This is a genomic window from Pseudomonas sp. FP2309 (genome assembly GCF_030687575.1).
Lineage (GTDB): Bacteria > Pseudomonadota > Gammaproteobacteria > Pseudomonadales > Pseudomonadaceae > Aquipseudomonas.
Window position 1 is genome coordinate 1703536 of record NZ_CP117439.1, and the last position, 18290, is coordinate 1721825.

The following is an 18290-nucleotide window of genomic DNA, read 5'->3' on the forward strand; positions in this document are numbered from 1 at the left end:
ACGGAAGCCGGGGCCCAGTGCCCCGGTTTTTGTTTTTTGGCGGTTTTGTATTTTTTTTTAATAAATTTTGTAAGGGAGGCAGAGCATGAAAGTCGAACCAGGGCTCTACCAACATTATAAGGGGCCGCAGTACCGCGTTTTCAGTGTGGCACGGCACTCCGAGACCGAAGAAGAAGTGGTGTTTTACCAAGCGCTGTATGGCGAATACGGCTTTTGGGTGCGTCCCTTGAGCATGTTCCTGGAGACCGTCGAAGTTGACGGTGAGCACGTCCCGCGCTTTGCTTTGGTCCAGGCCGAAGCCAGTCTTTTTTCAGGGCAATAACGGCAGGCCGCGCAGAATGCTGCGCTTGACCTCACCTTGTTGCCACTATATATAGCGTTGCCGCGACAGGCGCCAACTGCCTTTCACTTCTCGAATTCAGGAATTTTCCGATCCATGGGCAAATCGCTGGTCATTGTGGAATCCCCGGCTAAGGCCAAGACCATCAACAAGTACTTGGGCAACGAGTACGTGGTGAAGTCGAGTATCGGCCATATCCGAGACCTGCCCACCAGCGGTTCGGCTAGCGCCAGCAAGGAGCCTGCCGCCAAGCGCGGCAAGGCGGCTGCGGGCGAAGGTCCGGTACTCACGCCAAAAGAGAAAGCGCGCAAGCAGCTGGTCTCGCGCATGGGTGTGGACCCGGATCATGGCTGGAAGGCCAAGTATGAAATCCTTCCGGGCAAGGAAAAGGTCATCGAAGAGCTGCGCCGGCTCGCCAAAGATGCCGACACCATCTATCTCGCAACGGACTTGGACCGCGAAGGGGAAGCCATTGCCTGGCACCTGCGGGAAGCCATCGGCGGCGATGACAGCCGCTACAAGCGTGTGGTGTTCAACGAAATCACCAAGAAAGCCATCCAGGAAGCCTTCTCCAAGCCGGGCGAGCTGGATATCGACCGTGTCAACGCCCAGCAGGCCCGTCGTTTCCTCGACCGCGTGGTCGGTTACATGGTCTCGCCGTTGCTGTGGGCGAAGATCGCCCGTGGCCTGTCCGCCGGCCGTGTGCAATCGGTAGCGGTCAAGTTGGTGGTGGAGCGTGAGCGTGAGATCCGTGCGTTCAACCCTGAAGAGTATTGGGAAGTCCATGCCGACCTCGGTACCGCCAAGGGCGCCAACGTGCGCTTTGAAGTGGCCCGTGAGAAAGGCGAGGCGTTCAAGCCGCTGAACGAAGCCCAGGCCATGGCCGCGCTGGAAAAGCTCAAGGCGTCCAGCTACAGCATCGTCAAGCGTGAAGACAAACCGACCAGCAGCAAGCCGTCGGCACCGTTTATCACCTCCACCCTGCAGCAGGCCGCGAGCAACCGCCTGGGCTTTGGTGTGAAGAAAACCATGATGATGGCCCAGCGTCTGTACGAAGCCGGCTACATCACTTATATGCGTACCGACTCCACCAACCTGTCGCAAGACGCGGTGGCGATGGCGCGCACTTATATTGAAAGCGAGTTCGGCAAGAAGTATCTGCCGGAAAAGCCAAACGTCTACAGCAGCAAAGAGGGTGCGCAGGAGGCTCACGAAGCGATTCGTCCTTCCGACGCCAACACCACGCCGGCCAAGCTGAGTGGCATGGAGCGCGATGCTGAGCGCCTCTACGAGTTGATCTGGCGCCAGTTCCTGGCCTGCCAGATGCTGCCGGCGCAATACTTGTCCACCACGGTCAGCGTGGGTGCCGGCGATTTCGAGCTGCGTGCCAAGGGCCGTATCCTCAAGTTCGACGGTTACACCCGCGTGATGCCGCAAATCGCCAAGCCAGGCGATGATGATGTGTTGCCGGACATGGCCCAGGGCGATACGTTGAAGCTGATCAAGCTCGACCCGTCCCAGCACTTCACCAAGCCGCCGGCGCGTTATTCGGAAGCCAGCCTGGTCAAGGAGATGGAAAAACGCGGTATCGGTCGTCCTTCGACCTACGCTGCGATCATCTCCACCATCCAGGACCGCGGCTATGTGGCGCTGCACAACCGGCGTTTCTATTCGGAAAAGATGGGCGATATCGTCACTGAACGCCTGTCCGAGAGCTTCTCCAACCTGATGGACTATGGCTTTACCGCCGGGATGGAAGAGAACCTCGATGACGTGGCTCATGGCGAGCGCGACTGGAAAAACGTCCTCGACGAGTTCTACGGCGACTTCAAGAAGAAACTCGAAGTGGCCGAAAGCCCCGAGAGCGGCATGCGTGCCAACCAGCCGGTAATGACCGACATCCCGTGCCTGACGTGCGGCCGCCCGATGCAGATTCGTACCGCATCGACCGGCGTGTTCCTCGGCTGCTCGGGCTACAGCCTGCCGCCGAAAGAGCGCTGCAAGGCCACGGTCAACCTGGTGCCGGGTGATGAGATCGCTGCCGATGACGAGGGTGAATCCGAGTCGCTGGTGCTGCGTGGCAAGCACCGCTGCCCGATCTGCAGCACGGCGATGGACGCCTACCTGCTGGACGAGAAACACAAGTTGCACATCTGCGGTAACAACCCCGATTGCAACGGTTACGAGATTGAAGAGGGCACCTACCGCATCAAGGGCTACGAGGGTCCGAGCCTGGAGTGCGACAAGTGCGGCAGCGAGATGCAGCTCAAGACCGGCCGTTTCGGCAAGTTCTTCGGTTGCACCAACCCAACCTGCAAGAACACCCGCAAATTGCTCAAAAGCGGAGACGCTGCACCGCCGAAGATGGACCCGGTGAAGATGCCTGAGCTCAAGTGCGAGAAGGTCAACGACACCTACATCCTGCGTGACGGTGCTTCGGGGTTGTTCCTGGCCGCCAGCCAGTTCCCGAAAAACCGCGAGACCCGCGCACCGCTGGTGCTGGAGATCGTGCCGCATAAGGATGAGATCGACCCGAAATACCACTTCCTGTGTGAAGCGCCGAAGAAGGACCCGGATGGTCGTCCAGCCGTGATCCGCTACAGCCGCAAAACCAAGGAGCAGTACGTGCAGACCGAAGTGGACGGTAAGCCTACAGGCTGGAAAGCGTTCTACGACGGTGGCAAGTGGAAGGTCGAGGACAAGCGCCAGGGCGCTTGATCGACCAACCGGCGACGTACGAGGGCCGCCCGCATGGGCGGCCTTTTTTTGCGCTTGCAGTGGGCTCGGCTGATCCGTGACACTGTTCAGCCAGCATTACGCCTCATTCGTTGTGGAGATTGCCGCTATGGCCAACGAACTCTATACCCGTACCAATCAGAAAATTTACTTCGCGGGTTTGTCCCTGGAAGCCCTTGGCCGTGCCGAGGAAGGGAAAGAGATGAATGCCATCGCGCTGGTTCAGGCGGGGCGTGAAGCGGCGTTGTTCCACTTGTACGGTGCCTTGCTCGGGCTATGTCATGAAATCGCCGGGTTCTACCGCTTGCCCCAGGCCGGTTCGCCCCGTGCGGAAATGATCATGAACCGTGACGTGCTTGAGTCCATGGCCATTCCCGAACTGGCCGAGCTGGTTGAAATGGCCCAAAGCCCCGACAGCTGGGTGGCGCGTTTGCTCAAAGCGCATGCCGATATGTTCCAGCCGCCTCGTGTTCCCCATGTGCCCAAGGGGGACGTGACTCAGCCGCTGATCGTGGCGGTCGCGTTGGAGGAGGAAGAGCCTGAGCCCTTGAGCCGGGAAGAACTGGAGGGCTGGCGTCAGGAGCTGAAAAAGATGGCCTTACGCTTTCGTGAAGGCCTGAACGAGTGCTAAAGCCAGCCTGAACGCAGAAAGAACCGTTCATCAAGCTGTAAAGAAACCTCTTCAGATCCTCAGCGAGGTCGGGGGGATGACTGATATAATCCCGGCCTTTCGTGGAGAACAGACTTTTATGCCAACGTCCTTTCTGGAAATTGTTGAGTTGCCTGACGGCCGAATCGAGCTGCGCCGGGCGGAGGACGAGGGTTCTCTGGTGATTTTGGATTTTTCCGAGGATGCCAAGGTGTTCTTGCAAGGTCAGCACGTGGAAGTGGCTAAAGCCATGTTGAGCGTGGGCGTGCAGATGGCCGGCCGCCTGGCCGAAGGCGAGCCCGAGAAAGAAGACGGGCCGCGGGTTCTTCACTGAAGGGCTTTGATGGAATATGCCCTGGTGAGCGGATCTGAGTGCTTAGCCCGCTCACCACAAAAACAAGCCCGCTCAGTCGTAGGCGACTAGCCTCTTCAGCCTTTCACCCCAACCGAATATTCAAGCTCTGCGCATCGCCGGTGCGCGCGGCACTGATCAGTTGCTGCTTGGCCGTTGCATTCAGCGGGTTCAACCAGCTCACCACCGTATGGCTACGGCCCAGTCGAAGTGCTTCACACGTCAACTGCTGAGCGCTTTGTGCGCCGCGTGGTTGCAGCAGCAGGATACGCTCACGGTTGAGGCCCGCGTCCCGTAGCCAGGCCTGGGTCAGGCTGGCGGGCGGGGCGATGAGCGTCAGCCAGCGCGCGTCCTGATCCTCGCTCAACTCGCGCAGGATCGGTGCCAGCAGGCTCAGGCAGCTTCCGGCAGCACCGCGCAACGACAGCTCACTGAACGCCTCAGGTTCGGCGCTCCAGGGCGCCTCGACCGTTTCCTTGAGGATGGGCGCAAGGGGTTGGGCCATAAAGGCCTCGAACAGCGACAGTTGTGTGTGTTGTGGGGTGTGTACGAGCTGCATGATGCCTCCTTTAGCGGCGAATGACGCCGACGCTCAGGCCTTCGATCACCAGGTCCTGGTCTTTCAGGTTCACTTCAATCGGGGCGAACTCAGGGTTTTCGGCCAGGAGCCAGACCTTGCTGCCTTCGCGCTTGAAACGCTTTACGGTGACTTCATCGCCGATCCGCGCGACGACGATCTGGCCATTTCGGGCTTCGCGGGTGGTGTGTACGGCCAGCAGGTCGCCGTCAAAGATGCCCACGTCCTTCATGCTCATGCCGTGTACCCGCAGCAGGTAGTCGGCGCGCGGGTGGAAGAACGTCGGGTTGATGTTGCAGGACTCCTCGACGTGCTGCTGTGCCAGGATCGGCGCACCGGCGGCGACGCGACCGATGATCGGCAGTGTCGATTCGTCGGCCTTGGCTTCAAAGCCAGGGATGCGAATACCCCGCGAAGCACCGGGAGTCATCTCGATCGCGCCTTTGCGAGCGAGGGCCTTGAGGTGTTCTTCGGCGGCGTTGGGGGACTTGAACCCCAGTTCCAGCGCAATTTCGGCTCGTGTCGGCGGGTAGCCGTTATCATCGAGGCAGCGCTTGATAAAAGCCAGAATCTCAGCTTGGCGTGGCGTCAGTTTTAGCATGTTGATCGCTCTGTCTTTTTATACAGTGACTGGGATTATATACAGTGAACTGCGCTTGGCAATCATCCTTTTTGACGACGCCGCTGGACGGTCATCCGTGATCGGTCCTACAGGGTAGAGATAGCGCTGCCTACACAGGGTGAAGGATGTGATTAAATAGCGCTCAAATACATGACTGCCCGGCCGGAAAGCGAACCCACAGGCTTGACAAGACACACTCTGAAACGTATGTTTCAAACGAGTGTTTGTCAGGCGGAGTACCCATGGCCCAGTCGGAAACCGTTGAGCGCATTCTCGATGCTGCCGAGCAATTGTTCGCGGAAAAAGGATTCGCTGAAACTTCATTGCGGCTGATCACCAGCAAGGCCGGGGTCAATCTCGCCGCAGTGAACTACCATTTCGGCTCGAAAAAGGCCTTGATCCAGGCGGTGTTCTCGCGCTTCCTGGGTCCGTTCTGCGCCAGCCTCGACCGCGAGCTGGAACGTCGCCAGGCCAAGGCCGACCACAAGCCGACGCTGGAAGAACTCCTGGAAATCCTCGTCGAACAAGCCTTGGTGGTCCAGCCGCGCAGCGGCAACGACTTGTCGATCTTCATGCGCCTGCTGGGCCTGGCGTTCAGTCAGAGCCAGGGTCACCTGCGTCGTTACCTGGAAGACATGTACGGCAAGGTGTTCCGTCGCTATATGCTGCTGGTCAACGAGGCCGCGCCGCGTATTCCTCCGATCGAACTGTTTTGGCGCGTGCACTTTATGCTCGGCGCGGCGGCGTTCAGCATGTCCGGGATCAAGGCGCTGCGCGCGATTGCCGAGACCGATTTCGGCGTCAACACCTCCATTGAGCAGGTGATGCGCCTGATGGTGCCGTTCCTCGCCGCCGGCATGCGTGCCGAAACCGGTGTGACCGACCCGACCATGGCGGCTGCCCAGTTGCGCCCACGCAGCAAAACCACTCCGGTGCCGGCCAAGGTTTGATCGCCTGGGTGTGCGCGGCCGTTTGCATCCGCTAAGCTAGCCGCCATGCCGATTTCAGCTATTTATTCGCAACCCGTTGTACCTGCCTTGCGCTCCACGCCAGGTGAGGGCAACGGGTTGTGTGCGTTATTTAAGGAAGGTTTATGACTGCTGCCCTGCAAGGTTCTTTGATGGTCGACGTTGCCGGTACCTGGCTGACGGCCGAGGATCGTCACTTGTTGCGCCAGCCTGAAGTGGGCGGCCTGATCATTTTTGCGCGCAATATCGAGCATCCACGCCAGGTGCGCGAGTTGAGCGCCGCGATTCGTGCGGTGCGCCCGGACCTGCTGCTGGCCGTCGATCAGGAAGGCGGTCGTGTGCAGCGCCTGCGCCAGGGCTTCGTGCGCTTGCCGGCCATGCGCGCGCTGGCGGATAACCCTAACGCTGAATACCTGGCCAAGCAGTGCGGTTGGGTTATGGCCACCGAAGTGCTGGCGGTGGGCCTGGACCTGAGCTTCGCGCCTGTGCTGGACCTGGATTACCAGCGCAGCGCCGTGGTCGGCACCCGCTCCTTCGAAGGCGATCCCGAGCGCGCCGCCGTGCTGGCCGGTGCCTTTATCCGTGGGATGAACAGTGCCGGTATGGCCGCCACCGGCAAACACTTTCCCGGCCACGGTTGGGCCGAGGCCGATTCCCACGTCGCGATTCCCAATGACGAGCGCAGCCTGGAGCAGATTCGCGCCAATGATCTGGTGCCGTTCGCACGCCTGAGCCGGCAACTGGCGGCGGTGATGCCGGCACATGTGATCTATCCGCAGGTCGACGCCCAGCCCGCCGGCTTTTCGCGGCGCTGGTTGCAGGACATCCTGCGCGGCGAGCTGCAATTTGACGGGGTGATTTTCAGTGACGACCTGTCCATGGCCGGCGCCCATGTGGTCGGGGATGCGGCCAGCCGTATCGAGGCGGCGCTGACTGCCGGGTGTGACATGGGCCTGGTGTGCAACGACCGTGCGGCCGCCGAGCTGGCGTTGAGTGCGGCGCAGCGCATGAAGGTCAAGCCGTCGGCACGGATTGCGCGTATGCGCGGCCAGGGGCTTGCTTCCACGGACTACAAGCAGGACCCGCGCTGGCTGACGGCGCTAACTGCATTGCGCGAGGCTCAGTTGATCGGCTGAACACCTTGGCGCTGCCAGCGCAGGCTAGCCAGCGCCCACACGTGAATGTCTTCACGACTCAACAGGTAGGCTTGCTCGCCAAGACGATCTGACGATCAGCGCTTCTCTTGCTTATTGGGCAACGGCGCAAACAACGCCTCGATATCCTCGTTGCCCAATTGCCAATCCCCGGTGGACCGCCCATCCAGCACGCCCGCCGCCAGGTCGGACTTTTCCTTCTGCAGGTGCTGGATTTTTTCCTCCACCGTGCCCCTGGCAATCATCTTGTAGACGAACACCGGTTTCTCTTGCCCGATGCGATACGCACGGTCGGTGGCCTGGTTTTCCGTGGCCGGGTTCCACCATGGGTCGTAGTGGATCACGGTGTCGGCTTCGGTCAGGTTCAGGCCTACGCCACCGGCCTTCAGGCTGATCAGAAAAATCTGCAACTTGCCGCTCTGGAATGCTTTCACCGGTGTGCGCCGATCCCGGGTCTGGCCGGTGAGCAGTGCGTAGGCGATGCCGCGCTTGTTCAATTCGACTTCGATCAGGCTGAGCATCGAGGTGAACTGGGAAAACAGCAGGATTCGACGTCCCTCGGCAAACAACTCCTCAAGCATTTCCAGCAAGCTGTCGAGTTTGCCCGAGCTGCTGCCACGGGCGGGCAGGGTGGCGTCATTGACCAGGCGCAAATCGCAGCACACCTGGCGCAGCTTGAGCAGCGCTTCAAGAATGATGATCTGGCTGCGCGCCACGCCTTTGCGGGTAATCTCGTCGCGGACCTTTTTATCCATAGCCAGGCGTATGGTTTCGTACACGTCGCGCTGCGCTTCGTTGAGCTCGACCCAGTGGATAATCTCGGTCTTGGGTGGCAGTTCGGTCGCCACCTGTTCTTTGGTGCGGCGTAGCAGGAACGGTTTGATCCGACCGTTGAGGTGCTGCAATCGCACGTCACTGGCGCGTTTTTCGATGGGCACGCGGTAATCACGGTTGAAGCTTTTGACGTCGCCCAGCCAGCCTGGCAGCAGGAAGTGGAACAGCGACCACAGCTCGCCCAGGTGGTTTTCCAGCGGCGTGCCGCTCAGGCACAGGCGCTGCCGCGCATTCAGCTCGCGCGCCGCCTGGGCCGCCTTACTGGAAGGGTTCTTGATGTACTGGGCTTCATCGAGGATCAGCACGTGCAGGGGTTGGGCGGCGAGCAGCTCGATGTCCTTGGGCAGCAGGGCATAGGTGGTCAACAGCAGGTCGTAATCCTGCAGGTTGGCGAAATGTTTCTTTCGCCCCGCGCCGTACAGCGCCAGCACCTTGAGCTGCGGGGTGAAGTGCGCCGCTTCATCGAGCCAGTTGGGGATCAAGCTGGTGGGCATCACCACCATGCAGGGCCGATCCAGGCGCCCGGCGATTTTTTCGCTGAGAATATGCGCCAAGGTCTGTAGGGTTTTGCCCAGGCCCATGTCATCCGCAAGAATGCCGCCAACGTCCAGTTGGCGCAGCGACTGCATCCAGCTCAAGCCTTCCAGCTGATAGGGGCGCAAGGTCGCGTTCAAGCCTGCCGGAGCAACGCAGGTGAAGTCCTTTATGTCTCGCAGGCGTTGGGCGAAATGGCGGATCTTCTCGCCGCCTTCCCATTGCAGGGGCAGGTCTTCCAGTGGGTTGAGCCGGATCGCATCGGCTTTGGCCAGGCGCAGGGTGGTGGTGCCGGCTTCCTGCAGGTAAAACTCGCCTAAAGTTGCCAGCACCGGTTTCAGCCGACCGTAGGGCAATGCGACCTGCAGTGGGCCGTGGCCATTGGGCAGGCCTGGAATGTTCACCAGGATCAGTTCGTCGTCGCGACGACGTGCGAGTTTTTCCGGGTTGAGGATCTCGACGTGGGAGCGCATCAGGTTCAACAGGATCGGTAACAGGCTCAGGCGCTCGCCGTTGACGATGATGCCCAACTCCAGATCAAACCAGTCACGCTCAGGCGCCTCATCGACGCTGGCGTACCAGTCATCCACCGCGCTCAGGTCGAAACCGAAATCCTCATCGATCTGCAGTTCCCAGCCCTCGGCGCGCAACGTCGGGGCGGCGTTGAGGGTGAAGTTCAGCCAGGCGCTGTCATTGACCATCTCAAACAGTTCGCCGGCGCTTTCCGGCAGCGCTTTGCTCTGGCGCGTGGCGATCTTGAAACCCAGCAGGCGCAGGTGCTCGCGATAGGGTTGCTCGCGTTCAGGATGACGCTTGATGCGCAGGCTTTGGGTTTCCTGGCGCACGATAATGTCGGCGTTCTTCTGCCCGCTGACATAGTTGCCCAAATAGTTGAACGACAGCGCCGCGCGGTGCTGGACGTAGCGCTGCATCTTGCCGTTGCGCGGTTCGAACGCACTGAATTCGACACTGGCCAGCCACAGGCGTGGGATCGGCCGTACGTCCTCCATCACCACTTGCGGCAGCACCACGCGGTTATCCAGCACGCTCTGGAGCTTTTCCAGCAGCTCTGCATCCTGGGCGGCGGCCGGGTAGGCCAGGGTTTCCTGGACCTTGAGCAGCACCGCCGCGATGTGTTTGCAGTTGGTGCGCACCGGGCAGGTGCAGCGGCTGTCGACCAGAATCAGCGTGCCCTTGGCCGATTCACGCAGTGAGATGGTCTGTCGGTAAACGTTGCCGCCCGAGCCCTCGCAACTGGCGATGATGGTGCTGTCGCCGGATTCGACGATGCGCACGCGATTCTCCAGGGCATAACGTCGCCCACGCTCCAGGCTTTGCTCTTTGAAGCGATTGGCCCACGAAGGGGCCAGGGGCTTGGTCAGCGACGACGTCAGGGGCATGGCACTGAATCAGTCCTGGAGGTCGGGCGGTGGTGCGCTGGGTGGCTTGGCGGTCAGCGAGGTGATCTTGATCAGCAACGCCAGGTGGCCGCCGTCCAGGTAGTTGAGCTGGTTGTTCTTGGTGCGCACGTCGGTCTGGTTCAGGTGTTCGCTGGCGATCACGCTGCCGTTGCTGCCGAACCGGTTGATCCAGAACTGCGCGTCGATATCGGTGAAACGCCCCAGTTGCAGGTTCAGCGTGCCCTGGATAGGGAATTGGCCGAACTGCTCCTGGCCATCAGTGATCGCGATCTTGACCGGCTGCTCGCCAAGGTTCTGCTCCCAGGCTTTGTGCGCCAGCACGGTGTAGCTGTTATCGGCGTTGAGTTTGTCGACGATGTTGTTCAAGCGAGGCGGGCTCATTTTGTCGCCCAGGCGTACGGCGCCGGCATCCCAGTCTTCCGGCGCGGCGCGGCTATTGATCACCGGCTCCGCATTCTGGCGGACCAGGATCATTTCTACCTGGTACGGGCTGTCGGCGAATGCCGAGGGTGCCACGACCACCAACAACAGGCTCAGCATGCGGAACAGGCGCATTGAGGCGTCCTTCAAACAGATTTCGGGATGAGGCGCTCGAACAGCGCCTCCAAGGTATTAAAACGTTCTTCGGCACGCTCCATCGGCACCATGAACTTGAACAGCGTAGCCCCTTCGAACTTATAGCGGTTGGGCTGGCCCTGGATCAGCTTGATCAGCACCAACGGGTCTACCGGCGTCTGCGCTTCGAACTCGATGCGCCCACCCTGCGGCCCGGCGTCGACCTTCTTGATACCCAGTTGCTCGGCCTGCAATTTAAGCAGGGTGAGGCGCACCAGGTTCTTGGTCGGCTCCGGTAACAGGCCGAAGCGGTCGATCATCTCCACCTGCAAGTCCTTGAGGCCTTCTTCGTCGGTGGCCGAGGCGATGCGCTTGTACAGGATCAGCCGTGCGTGCACATCGGGCAGGTAGTCTTCGGGAATCAGCGCCGGCAGGCGCAGGTTGATCTCCGGACCGCCGCCCAGGGGTTGGTCGAGGTTTGGCTGTTCGCCCTTGCGAATGGCTTTGACCGCGCGCTCGAGCATCTCCATATACAGCGTGAAGCCCACGGCCTGGATCTGCCCGCTCTGGCCGTCGCCCAGCAGTTCGCCGGCGCCACGGATTTCCAGGTCGTTGGTGGCCAGCACAAAACCGGCGCCCAGGTCCTGGGTATTGGCGATGGCCTCCAGGCGCTTTTCCGCATCCGAGGTGATCTGCTGGCGTGGCGGCGTCAGCAAATAGGCATAGGCCTGGTGGTGACTGCGACCCACTCGGCCGCGCAACTGGTGCAACTGGGCCAGGCCGAACTTGTCGGCGCGCTCAATGATGATGGTGTTGGCGCTCGGCACGTCGATGCCGGTCTCGATGATGGTGGAGGCGATCAGCACGTTGAAGCGCTTGTGGTAGAAGTCGCTCATGACCTGTTCGAGTTCGCGCTCGCGCATCTGCCCGTGGCCGATGCCGATGCGTGCTTCCGGCACCAGTTCGGCGAGGTCGGCGGCGCATTTTTCGATGGTCTTTACGTCGTTGTGCAGGTAATACACCTGGCCGCCACGCAGCAACTCACGCAGCAGCGCCTCTTTGACCGTGCTTTTGTTCTGCTCCATGACGAACGTGCGCACCGACAGGCGTCGCGCGGGCGGCGTGGCGATGATCGACAGGTCGCGCATGCCCGACACCGCCATGTTCAGCGTGCGTGGGATGGGTGTCGCCGTGAGCGTCAGAATATCGACTTCGCTGCGCAGGGCCTTGAGCTGTTCCTTCTGGCGCACGCCAAAGCGGTGTTCTTCATCGATGATCACCAGGCCCAGGTTCTTGATCTTCACATCGTCCGACAACAGCTTGTGGGTGCCGATGACGATGTCGATCTTGCCTTCGGCCAAATCCGCGATGGCCGCATTCACTTCCTTGGCGGATTTGAAACGGCTCATCACTTCCACGGTCACCGGCCAGTCGGCAAAGCGGTCGCGGAAGCTGTTGTAGTGCTGCTGGGCGAGCAGGGTGGTGGGCACCAAAATGGCCACTTGGCGTCCGCCGTGCACGGCAATGAACGCCGCCCGCATGGCCACTTCGGTCTTGCCGAAGCCCACGTCGCCGCACACCAGGCGGTCCATCGGCTTGGGCGCGAGCATGTCGGCGCGCACGGCTTCGATGGTGGTTTGCTGATCCGGGGTTTCTTCGAAGGCGAAGCCGGCGCTGAAGGTTGCGTAGTCGGCTTTCGGGTCGGCGAAGGCATACCCTTCGCGGGCAGCGCGGCGCGCATAGATGTCGAGCAACTCGGCGGCGACGTCGCGCACCTGTTCGGCGGCCTTGCGCTTGGCTTTTTGCCAGGTCTCGGAGCCCAGACGATGCAAAGGGGCCAGGGCGTCGTCGCTGCCGGTGTAGCGGGCGATCAGGTGCAGGTTGGCCACTGGCACGTAGAGCTTGGCGCCCTCGGCGTATTCCATGGTGAGGAATTCGGCCGCCTGATTATCGATCTCCAGCGTCTGCAGACCGAGGTAGCGGCCCACACCGTGGTCGATATGCACCACCGGCGCGCCTTCACGCAGTTCGGTGAGGTTCTTGATGACGGCGTCGTTGTTGGCGTCGGCGCGTTTTTCGCGACGACGGCGTTGCATCACGCGTTGGCCGAACAGCGGGCTCTCGGCAATCAGCGCCAGGGACGGGTCATCCAGCAGCAGGCCTTCGTCCAGTGGCGCAATAGTGATGGCCAGACGATGCTTGCTCGCAACGAAGTCCGGCCAGCTGTCGACGGTTTTCGGTCGCAGCTTCAGGCGTTCCAGCAATTCCAGCAGTACTTCACGGCGCCCGGCGGATTCGGCGGTAAACAGCACGCGGCCGGGGAAGTCGCCGAGGAAGTTGGACAGCGCTTCCAGGGGTTGCGTGGCTTTGGCCTGGATTGCCAAGTCCGGGAGGCTCCCGGCGGGGAAGCGTTCACGGCCGCTGCCGGCGTCCACGTCCTGTTGGCTGGCGACCACACGCGGCCAGCTTTTGAGCCGCGCGAAGCAGTCCTCTACCGGCAGGAACAATTCCGCCGGCGGCAATAAAGGACGGGATGGATCGACACGGCGCTCTTCGTAACGGTTACGCACGTCATTCCAGAAGTTCTCTGCCGCCTGCTCGATACCCGGCAACGAGAACACTTGGGTGTCCTGAGGCAGGTAATCGAACAGGGTCGACGTCTCGTCGAAAAACAGTGGCAGGTAGTACTCGATACCGGCGGGGGTAATCCCGCTGCTCAGGTCCTGGAAGATCGGGCAGCGGCGGAAGTCGACGTCGAAGCGCTCACGAAAACGCGCCTTGAAGCGGGTGACCGCGTCTTTTTGCAACGGGAATTCCCGTGCCGGCAGCAGCTTGATCGATTCCACCTTGTCGATGGAGCGCTGGTTTTCCGGGTCGAAGGTGCGCAGCGTCTCGATTTCGTCATCGAACAGGTCGATGCGATACGGCAATTTGCTGCCCATCGGGAACAGGTCGATCAGCGCGCCGCGTACTGCGAACTCACCGTGCTCGTACACCGTGTCGACGCAGCGGTAGCCGCTGGCTTCCAGGCGCGTGCGCATCTGCTCCACATCGAGCTTCTGGCCGATATCCAGCACCAGGCTGCTGCCCAGCAGGAACTTGGTCGGCGCCAGGCGATGCAGGGCCGTGGTGATCGGCACCACCAGCACGCCGTGGGCCAGTTCCGGCAAGCGGTACAAGCTGGCGATGCGCTGGGAAATGATGTCCTGGTGCGGCGAGAACAGGTCGTAGGGCAGGGTTTCCCAGTCGGGAAAATGCAGCACCGGCAAATCGGGGGCGAAGAAGCTCAGCTCCTGCTCCAACCGTTCGGCGCTTTGGCTGTCGGCGGTGAGCAGCAGGGTAAAGCGCTTGGCTGCGCTGGCAGCCTCGGCGATGGCCAGGCTCAGGGCGGCACCGGGCAGGTTGCCCCAGTGCTGTTTACCTGCCGCGGCAGGGAGTAGCGGTAGACGCAGAACGGGCACGGAAGGTTGAGCTCCAAGCGTTGCGACAAAGTCGGTAATTGTAACGGGGCAAGGTGCCGCCTGTCAGTTGCTGACTGTGCCTATTACGGTTTGCAGGAAATGTAGTGGCTAAGACAAACAATGGCGTGGTTTGGCTCAATATGTAGTGCCAAAAAGTGCGAATGTTTTGGAGTGTTACAGACAAGTCGGCCCGTTCGCCCAACTAGTGGCCTTCTGGAACCCGCGTATTTACTGGGCTGCAGCGGGGCGCTATTTTTCAGCAAGGGCTTTTTGTTGTCTGGCGCGCATTGCGACGAGGGCAGTCGGGCGGCATAATGTAGCCCCTTTTTTCAGCCCCTACATGTGGAAGGTTCCCGTGACTCAGAAGCCCGACCAGTGTCTTGGTGAATGGATCGACCGTGAAGCACTCGCAGAAGCGATGATCCCGCTTATCGGTCAGCTGTACCGCAATAATAATGTGGTGAGCTCGATCTATGGCCGCAGCCTGATCAACCAGTCTGTCATCGCGATTCTCAAGGCGCACCGCTTTGCGCGCCATCGCTCCGCCGACGACAGCGAACTCTCCGTCCACGAAACATTCCCGCTGCTCAAGGCCATGAGCGAGCTCAAGCTCGGCGCGGCTTCGGTAGACCTGGGCAAGTTGGCCTATAAGTTCCGCAAGGAAGGCGCCGGCCGTAGCGCCGAGCAGTTCGTGCGTGAAGAGATGGCCGATGTGGTTGGCCAGCAAAGCGCCGCTGCCCGCAAAGGCACCGACGTTGTGCTGTACGGCTTCGGTCGTATCGGCCGCCTGCTGGCGCGCATCCTGATCGAAAAAACCGGTGGTGGCGACGGCCTGCGCCTGCGCGCCATCGTCGTGCGCAAAGGCGCCGAGAATGACCTGACCAAGCGCGCCAGCCTGTTGCGCCGTGACTCGGTACACGGTTCGTTCAATGGCACCATCACCATCGACGAAGAAAACAACACCATCACCGCCAACGGTAACCTGATCCAGGTGATCTACGCGAAAAACCCGACCGAGGTGGATTACACCCAGTACGGCATCAAAGACGCGTTGCTGGTGGATAACACCGGTGTATGGCGTGACGCCGAAGGCCTGGGGCAGCACCTGGCGTGCCCAGGTATCGACCGCGTTGTGCTGACCGCGCCTGGCAAAGGCAAGCTCAAGAACATCGTGCACGGTATCAACCACGGTGAAATCACCGCTGACGACAAGATCGTGTCTGCCGCTTCCTGCACCACCAACGCCATCGTGCCGGTGCTCAAGGCAGTCAATGACAAGTTCGGCATCGTCAACGGCCATGTTGAAACCGTTCACTCGTACACCAACGACCAGAACCTGATCGACAACTTCCACAAGGGCGATCGCCGTGGCCGTAGTGCCGCGTTGAACATGGTGATCACCGAGACCGGTGCCGCCACCGCTGCCGCCAAGGCTTTGCCTGAGCTGGCCGGCAAGCTGACCGGTAACGCGATCCGTGTACCGACGCCGAACGTGTCGATGGCCATCCTCAACCTGAACCTTGAGAAAGCCGCGACCCGTGAAGAGATGAACGAGTACCTGCGCTACATGGCGCTGCACTCCGATCTGCATAAGCAAATCGACTTCGTCAATTCCCAGGAAGTGGTGTCCACCGACTTCGTCGGTTCGCGCCACGCCGGTGTGGTGGACGCCGAAGCGACCATCACCCAGGACAACCGCGTTGTGCTGTACGTGTGGTACGACAACGAGTTCGGCTACAGCTGCCAGGTGGTCCGCGTGATGGAAGACATGGCCGGGGTCAACCCGCCTGCGTTCCCGCGCTAAGCCTGAGTGTTGAATGAAAAAGCCCCGACTGGTTCGGGGCTTTTTCATGGCTGTGGTTTGTGGTGACTATATTCAAATGGGGGAGGGAGCTTGCCCCCCGATAGCGGTAGTTCAGCCGACGCATCAATTGAGCAACTGCCCACGCAAGCTGTCCGACAGCCCCTTGGGCGCCAGCCAGATTCCCATGTAGGCCTTCGCCAGCTCCACATCGGGGCTGCTGAACACCACTTGCCCATTGATCTCCAGGTTCAAGCCGCGTCCCGGGCGAAAATCCAGGGCATAGCGATCACCGCTGCGGATATTGCGAAAGCGTGCATGCAGTTGATCCAGTTCGGGCTTCAACCGGGCGCTGGCTTGCTGGCGCTCCAGTGTAGCCGTGGCGGCCTTGATCACATCCTTGCGGTCGATGTCGCGAAAGTAGTACAGCACCAGGCGCAGGTCCTGTTGTTGTGCCCAGGCCTGCCTGGCGCTTGCCTCTTGAGGGGCGTACAGACCGGCTGCATAAACATCGGTCCACAGATAGTTGAGCACCGCCTGGTTTTTCAGGGCCAGGCTCTCGAAACGCGCCGGGAAATCAGCCTGTTTGAGTCGGTCGGCCTCATTGGCGTGGGCTGTGATCGATAGCATCAGCATTAAACACACAAAGAGTTGTCGCATAATGGCTCGTCCTGAAATCGGTGCTGATTTGCGTCATGTAGTATGGCAGGACTGGCCTACGACGCGACCAAGGGTTAATGTGCGCGGCGTTGAGCCTTATATAGACTGTGCCCCGGTTCACACACTTGAGCCAAATTGTCCTTCATGACCGCTGGCCGCGGCATGATTTAGCCAGGCGTCCAACCGTACGCCTGGCCTGTTCTGAGGAGTACGCATGGCTGTCTACAACTACGACGTGGTGGTACTGGGTTCCGGCCCGGCTGGAGAAGGTGCGGCAATGAACGCCGCCAAAGCGGGGCGCAAGGTGGCGATGGTCGATAGCCGTCGCCAGGTCGGCGGTAACTGCACCCACCTGGGTACCATCCCGTCCAAGGCCCTGCGTCACTCGGTCCGCCAGATCATGCAGTTCAATACCAACCCGATGTTCCGGGCCATTGGTGAGCCGCGCTGGTTCTCGTTCCCGGATGTGCTCAAGAGCGCCGAGAAAGTCATTGCCAAGCAAGTGGCGTCGCGCACCGGTTATTACGCGCGTAACCGCGTCGATCTGTTCTTCGGTACCGGCAGCTTTGCAGACGAGCAAACCATTGAAGTGGTGTGCTCCAACGGCGTGGTCGAGAAGCTGGTGGCCAAGCACATCATCATCGCCACCGGTTCGCGCCCGTATCGTCCGGCGGACATCGATTTCCACCACCCGCGCATCTACGATAGCGATACCATCCTGAGCCTGGGCCACACCCCGCGCAAACTGATCATCTACGGCGCCGGCGTGATCGGCTGTGAATACGCCTCGATCTTCAGCGGCCTGGGGGTGCTGGTGGAGCTGGTGGACAACCGCGACCAGTTGCTGAGCTTCCTCGACTCGGAGATCTCCCAGGCGCTGAGCTACCACTTCAGCAACAACAACATCACCGTGCGCCATAACGAAGAGTACGAGCGGGTCGAAGGCCTGGACAACGGGGTGATCCTGCACCTCAAGTCCGGCAAGAAGATCAAGGCCGACGCCTTGCTGTGGTGCAATGGCCGTACCGGCAACACCGACAAGCTGGGCATGGAAAACATCGGGGTCAAGGTCAACAGCCGTGGCCAGATCGAAGTGGACGAAAACTACCGCACCTGCGTACCGAACATCTACGGCGCCGGTGATGTGATCGGCTGGCCAAGCCTGGCCAGTGCCGCCCACGACCAGGGGCGTTCGGCCGCCGGCAGCATCGTCGACAACGGCAGCTGGCGCTACGTGAACGACGTGCCGACCGGGATCTACACGATTCCCGAGATCAGCTCGATCGGTAAGAACGAACACGAACTGACCAAGGCCAAGGTGCCTTACGAAGTGGGCAAGGCGTTCTTCAAGAGCATGGCGCGCGCGCAGATCGCCGGTGAGCCGCAAGGCATGCTGAAGATCCTGTTCCATCGCGAAACCCTGGAAGTCCTCGGCGTGCATTGCTTCGGCTACCAGGCGTCGGAGATCGTGCACATCGGCCAGGCGATCATGAACCAGCCGGGTGAGCAAAATACCCTCAAGTATTTTGTGAACACCACGTTCAACTACCCGACCATGGCGGAAGCCTATCGGGTAGCGGCCTACGACGGCCTCAACCGGCTTTTTTGAGCGGCTCCGGCCGGTGG

At 60.8% G+C, this 18290-nt stretch carries 14 protein-coding genes; 8 read left to right on the forward strand and 6 right to left on the reverse strand.

Going from position 1 to position 18290, the window contains the following annotated elements; genetic code table 11:
* The first annotated feature begins 85 nt into the window (after positions 1–85).
* The 4 genes from PSH59_RS07805 to PSH59_RS07820 all read left to right on the forward strand — a co-directional run bounded on the left by PSH59_RS07805 (position 86) and on the right by PSH59_RS07820 (position 4059).
* Entirely contained in the window at positions 86–322 is a 237-nt protein-coding gene (locus PSH59_RS07805; RefSeq protein WP_248076623.1) for a DUF1653 domain-containing protein, read from the forward strand.
* Between the two features lie 114 nt (positions 323–436).
* On the forward strand, positions 437–3058 hold the full coding sequence (gene topA / locus PSH59_RS07810) for a type I DNA topoisomerase (RefSeq protein WP_305394725.1): 2622 nt from the start codon (positions 437–439) through the stop codon (positions 3056–3058).
* 127 nt (positions 3059–3185) lie between these two features.
* Positions 3186–3707 carry a DUF6586 family protein gene (locus PSH59_RS07815; protein ID WP_248076619.1) on the forward strand — a complete coding sequence of 174 codons (522 nt, stop codon included), beginning with the start codon at positions 3186–3188 and terminating at the stop codon, positions 3705–3707.
* Between the two features lie 118 nt (positions 3708–3825).
* Positions 3826–4059 carry a hypothetical protein gene (locus PSH59_RS07820; protein WP_010212068.1) on the forward strand — a complete coding sequence of 78 codons (234 nt, stop codon included), beginning with the start codon at positions 3826–3828 and terminating at the stop codon, positions 4057–4059.
* 103 nt (positions 4060–4162) lie between these two features.
* Here the strand turns inward: PSH59_RS07820 and sulA are convergent, their stop codons facing one another.
* Both sulA and lexA read right to left on the reverse strand, forming a co-directional pair.
* Complete coding sequence (sulA, locus tag PSH59_RS07825; RefSeq protein ID WP_248076616.1) at positions 4163–4636, reverse strand: SOS-induced cell division inhibitor SulA; 474 nt, start codon at positions 4634–4636, stop codon at positions 4163–4165.
* A gap of 10 nt (positions 4637–4646) precedes the next feature.
* Positions 4647–5255: a transcriptional repressor LexA gene (gene lexA / locus PSH59_RS07830; RefSeq protein WP_003172575.1), complete on the reverse strand. Its 609-nt coding sequence runs from the start codon at positions 5253–5255 to the stop codon at positions 4647–4649.
* 263 nt (positions 5256–5518) lie between these two features.
* Between lexA and PSH59_RS07835 the strand changes: the two genes are divergently transcribed.
* Both PSH59_RS07835 and nagZ read left to right on the forward strand, forming a co-directional pair.
* Positions 5519–6226 carry a TetR/AcrR family transcriptional regulator gene (locus PSH59_RS07835; RefSeq protein ID WP_248076613.1) on the forward strand — a complete coding sequence of 236 codons (708 nt, stop codon included), beginning with the start codon at positions 5519–5521 and terminating at the stop codon, positions 6224–6226.
* 143 nt (positions 6227–6369) lie between these two features.
* Complete coding sequence (gene nagZ / locus PSH59_RS07840; protein WP_305394726.1) at positions 6370–7380, forward strand: beta-N-acetylhexosaminidase; 1011 nt, start codon at positions 6370–6372, stop codon at positions 7378–7380.
* Positions 7381–7475: 95 nt separating this feature from the next.
* Here the strand turns inward: nagZ and PSH59_RS07845 are convergent, their stop codons facing one another.
* Genes PSH59_RS07845 through mfd form a run of 3 tightly spaced genes read right to left on the reverse strand, consistent with a single transcriptional unit; the run spans position 7476 to position 14203 of the window.
* Positions 7476–10166: a DEAD/DEAH box helicase gene (locus PSH59_RS07845; RefSeq protein ID WP_305394727.1), complete on the reverse strand. Its 2691-nt coding sequence runs from the start codon at positions 10164–10166 to the stop codon at positions 7476–7478.
* Between the two features lie 9 nt (positions 10167–10175).
* Positions 10176–10742, reverse strand: a complete 567-nt coding sequence (locus tag PSH59_RS07850) for a CsiV family protein (RefSeq protein WP_305394728.1) — start codon at positions 10740–10742, stop codon at positions 10176–10178.
* Between the two features lie 11 nt (positions 10743–10753).
* Complete coding sequence (gene mfd / locus PSH59_RS07855) at positions 10754–14203, reverse strand: transcription-repair coupling factor (RefSeq protein ID WP_248076605.1); 3450 nt, start codon at positions 14201–14203, stop codon at positions 10754–10756.
* Between the two features lie 340 nt (positions 14204–14543).
* Between mfd and PSH59_RS07860 the strand changes: the two genes are divergently transcribed.
* Positions 14544–16007: a glyceraldehyde-3-phosphate dehydrogenase gene (locus tag PSH59_RS07860; protein ID WP_248076603.1), complete on the forward strand. Its 1464-nt coding sequence runs from the start codon at positions 14544–14546 to the stop codon at positions 16005–16007.
* A gap of 123 nt (positions 16008–16130) precedes the next feature.
* On the opposite strand, the gene PSH59_RS07865 is transcribed toward PSH59_RS07860, so the two are convergent.
* Positions 16131–16664 carry a chalcone isomerase family protein gene (locus tag PSH59_RS07865; RefSeq protein WP_305394729.1) on the reverse strand — a complete coding sequence of 178 codons (534 nt, stop codon included), beginning with the start codon at positions 16662–16664 and terminating at the stop codon, positions 16131–16133.
* A 214-nt stretch (positions 16665–16878) separates the two neighbouring features.
* Between PSH59_RS07865 and sthA the strand changes: the two genes are divergently transcribed.
* Positions 16879–18273 carry a Si-specific NAD(P)(+) transhydrogenase gene (gene sthA, locus PSH59_RS07870; protein ID WP_003172584.1) on the forward strand — a complete coding sequence of 465 codons (1395 nt, stop codon included), beginning with the start codon at positions 16879–16881 and terminating at the stop codon, positions 18271–18273.
* Positions 18274–18290 lie beyond the last annotated feature (17 nt).

Coding starts and splice junctions, on each gene's coding strand:
- PSH59_RS07805 (WP_248076623.1), top strand. CDS start 86: ATGAAAGTCGAACCAGGGCTCTACCAACATTATAAGGGGCCGCAGTAC.
- lexA (WP_003172575.1), bottom strand. CDS start 5,255: ATGCTAAAACTGACGCCACGCCAAGCTGAGATTCTGGCTTTTATCAAG.
- PSH59_RS07815 (WP_248076619.1), top strand. CDS start 3,186: ATGGCCAACGAACTCTATACCCGTACCAATCAGAAAATTTACTTCGCG.
- PSH59_RS07845 (WP_305394727.1), bottom strand. CDS start 10,166: ATGCCCCTGACGTCGTCGCTGACCAAGCCCCTGGCCCCTTCGTGGGCC.
- sulA (WP_248076616.1), bottom strand. CDS start 4,636: ATGCAGCTCGTACACACCCCACAACACACACAACTGTCGCTGTTCGAG.
- PSH59_RS07860 (WP_248076603.1), top strand. CDS start 14,544: ATGTGGAAGGTTCCCGTGACTCAGAAGCCCGACCAGTGTCTTGGTGAA.
- nagZ (WP_305394726.1), top strand. CDS start 6,370: ATGACTGCTGCCCTGCAAGGTTCTTTGATGGTCGACGTTGCCGGTACC.
- PSH59_RS07865 (WP_305394729.1), bottom strand. CDS start 16,664: ATGCGACAACTCTTTGTGTGTTTAATGCTGATGCTATCGATCACAGCC.
- PSH59_RS07850 (WP_305394728.1), bottom strand. CDS start 10,742: ATGCGCCTGTTCCGCATGCTGAGCCTGTTGTTGGTGGTCGTGGCACCC.
- PSH59_RS07820 (WP_010212068.1), top strand. CDS start 3,826: ATGCCAACGTCCTTTCTGGAAATTGTTGAGTTGCCTGACGGCCGAATC.
- PSH59_RS07835 (WP_248076613.1), top strand. CDS start 5,519: ATGGCCCAGTCGGAAACCGTTGAGCGCATTCTCGATGCTGCCGAGCAA.
- topA (WP_305394725.1), top strand. CDS start 437: ATGGGCAAATCGCTGGTCATTGTGGAATCCCCGGCTAAGGCCAAGACC.
- sthA (WP_003172584.1), top strand. CDS start 16,879: ATGGCTGTCTACAACTACGACGTGGTGGTACTGGGTTCCGGCCCGGCT.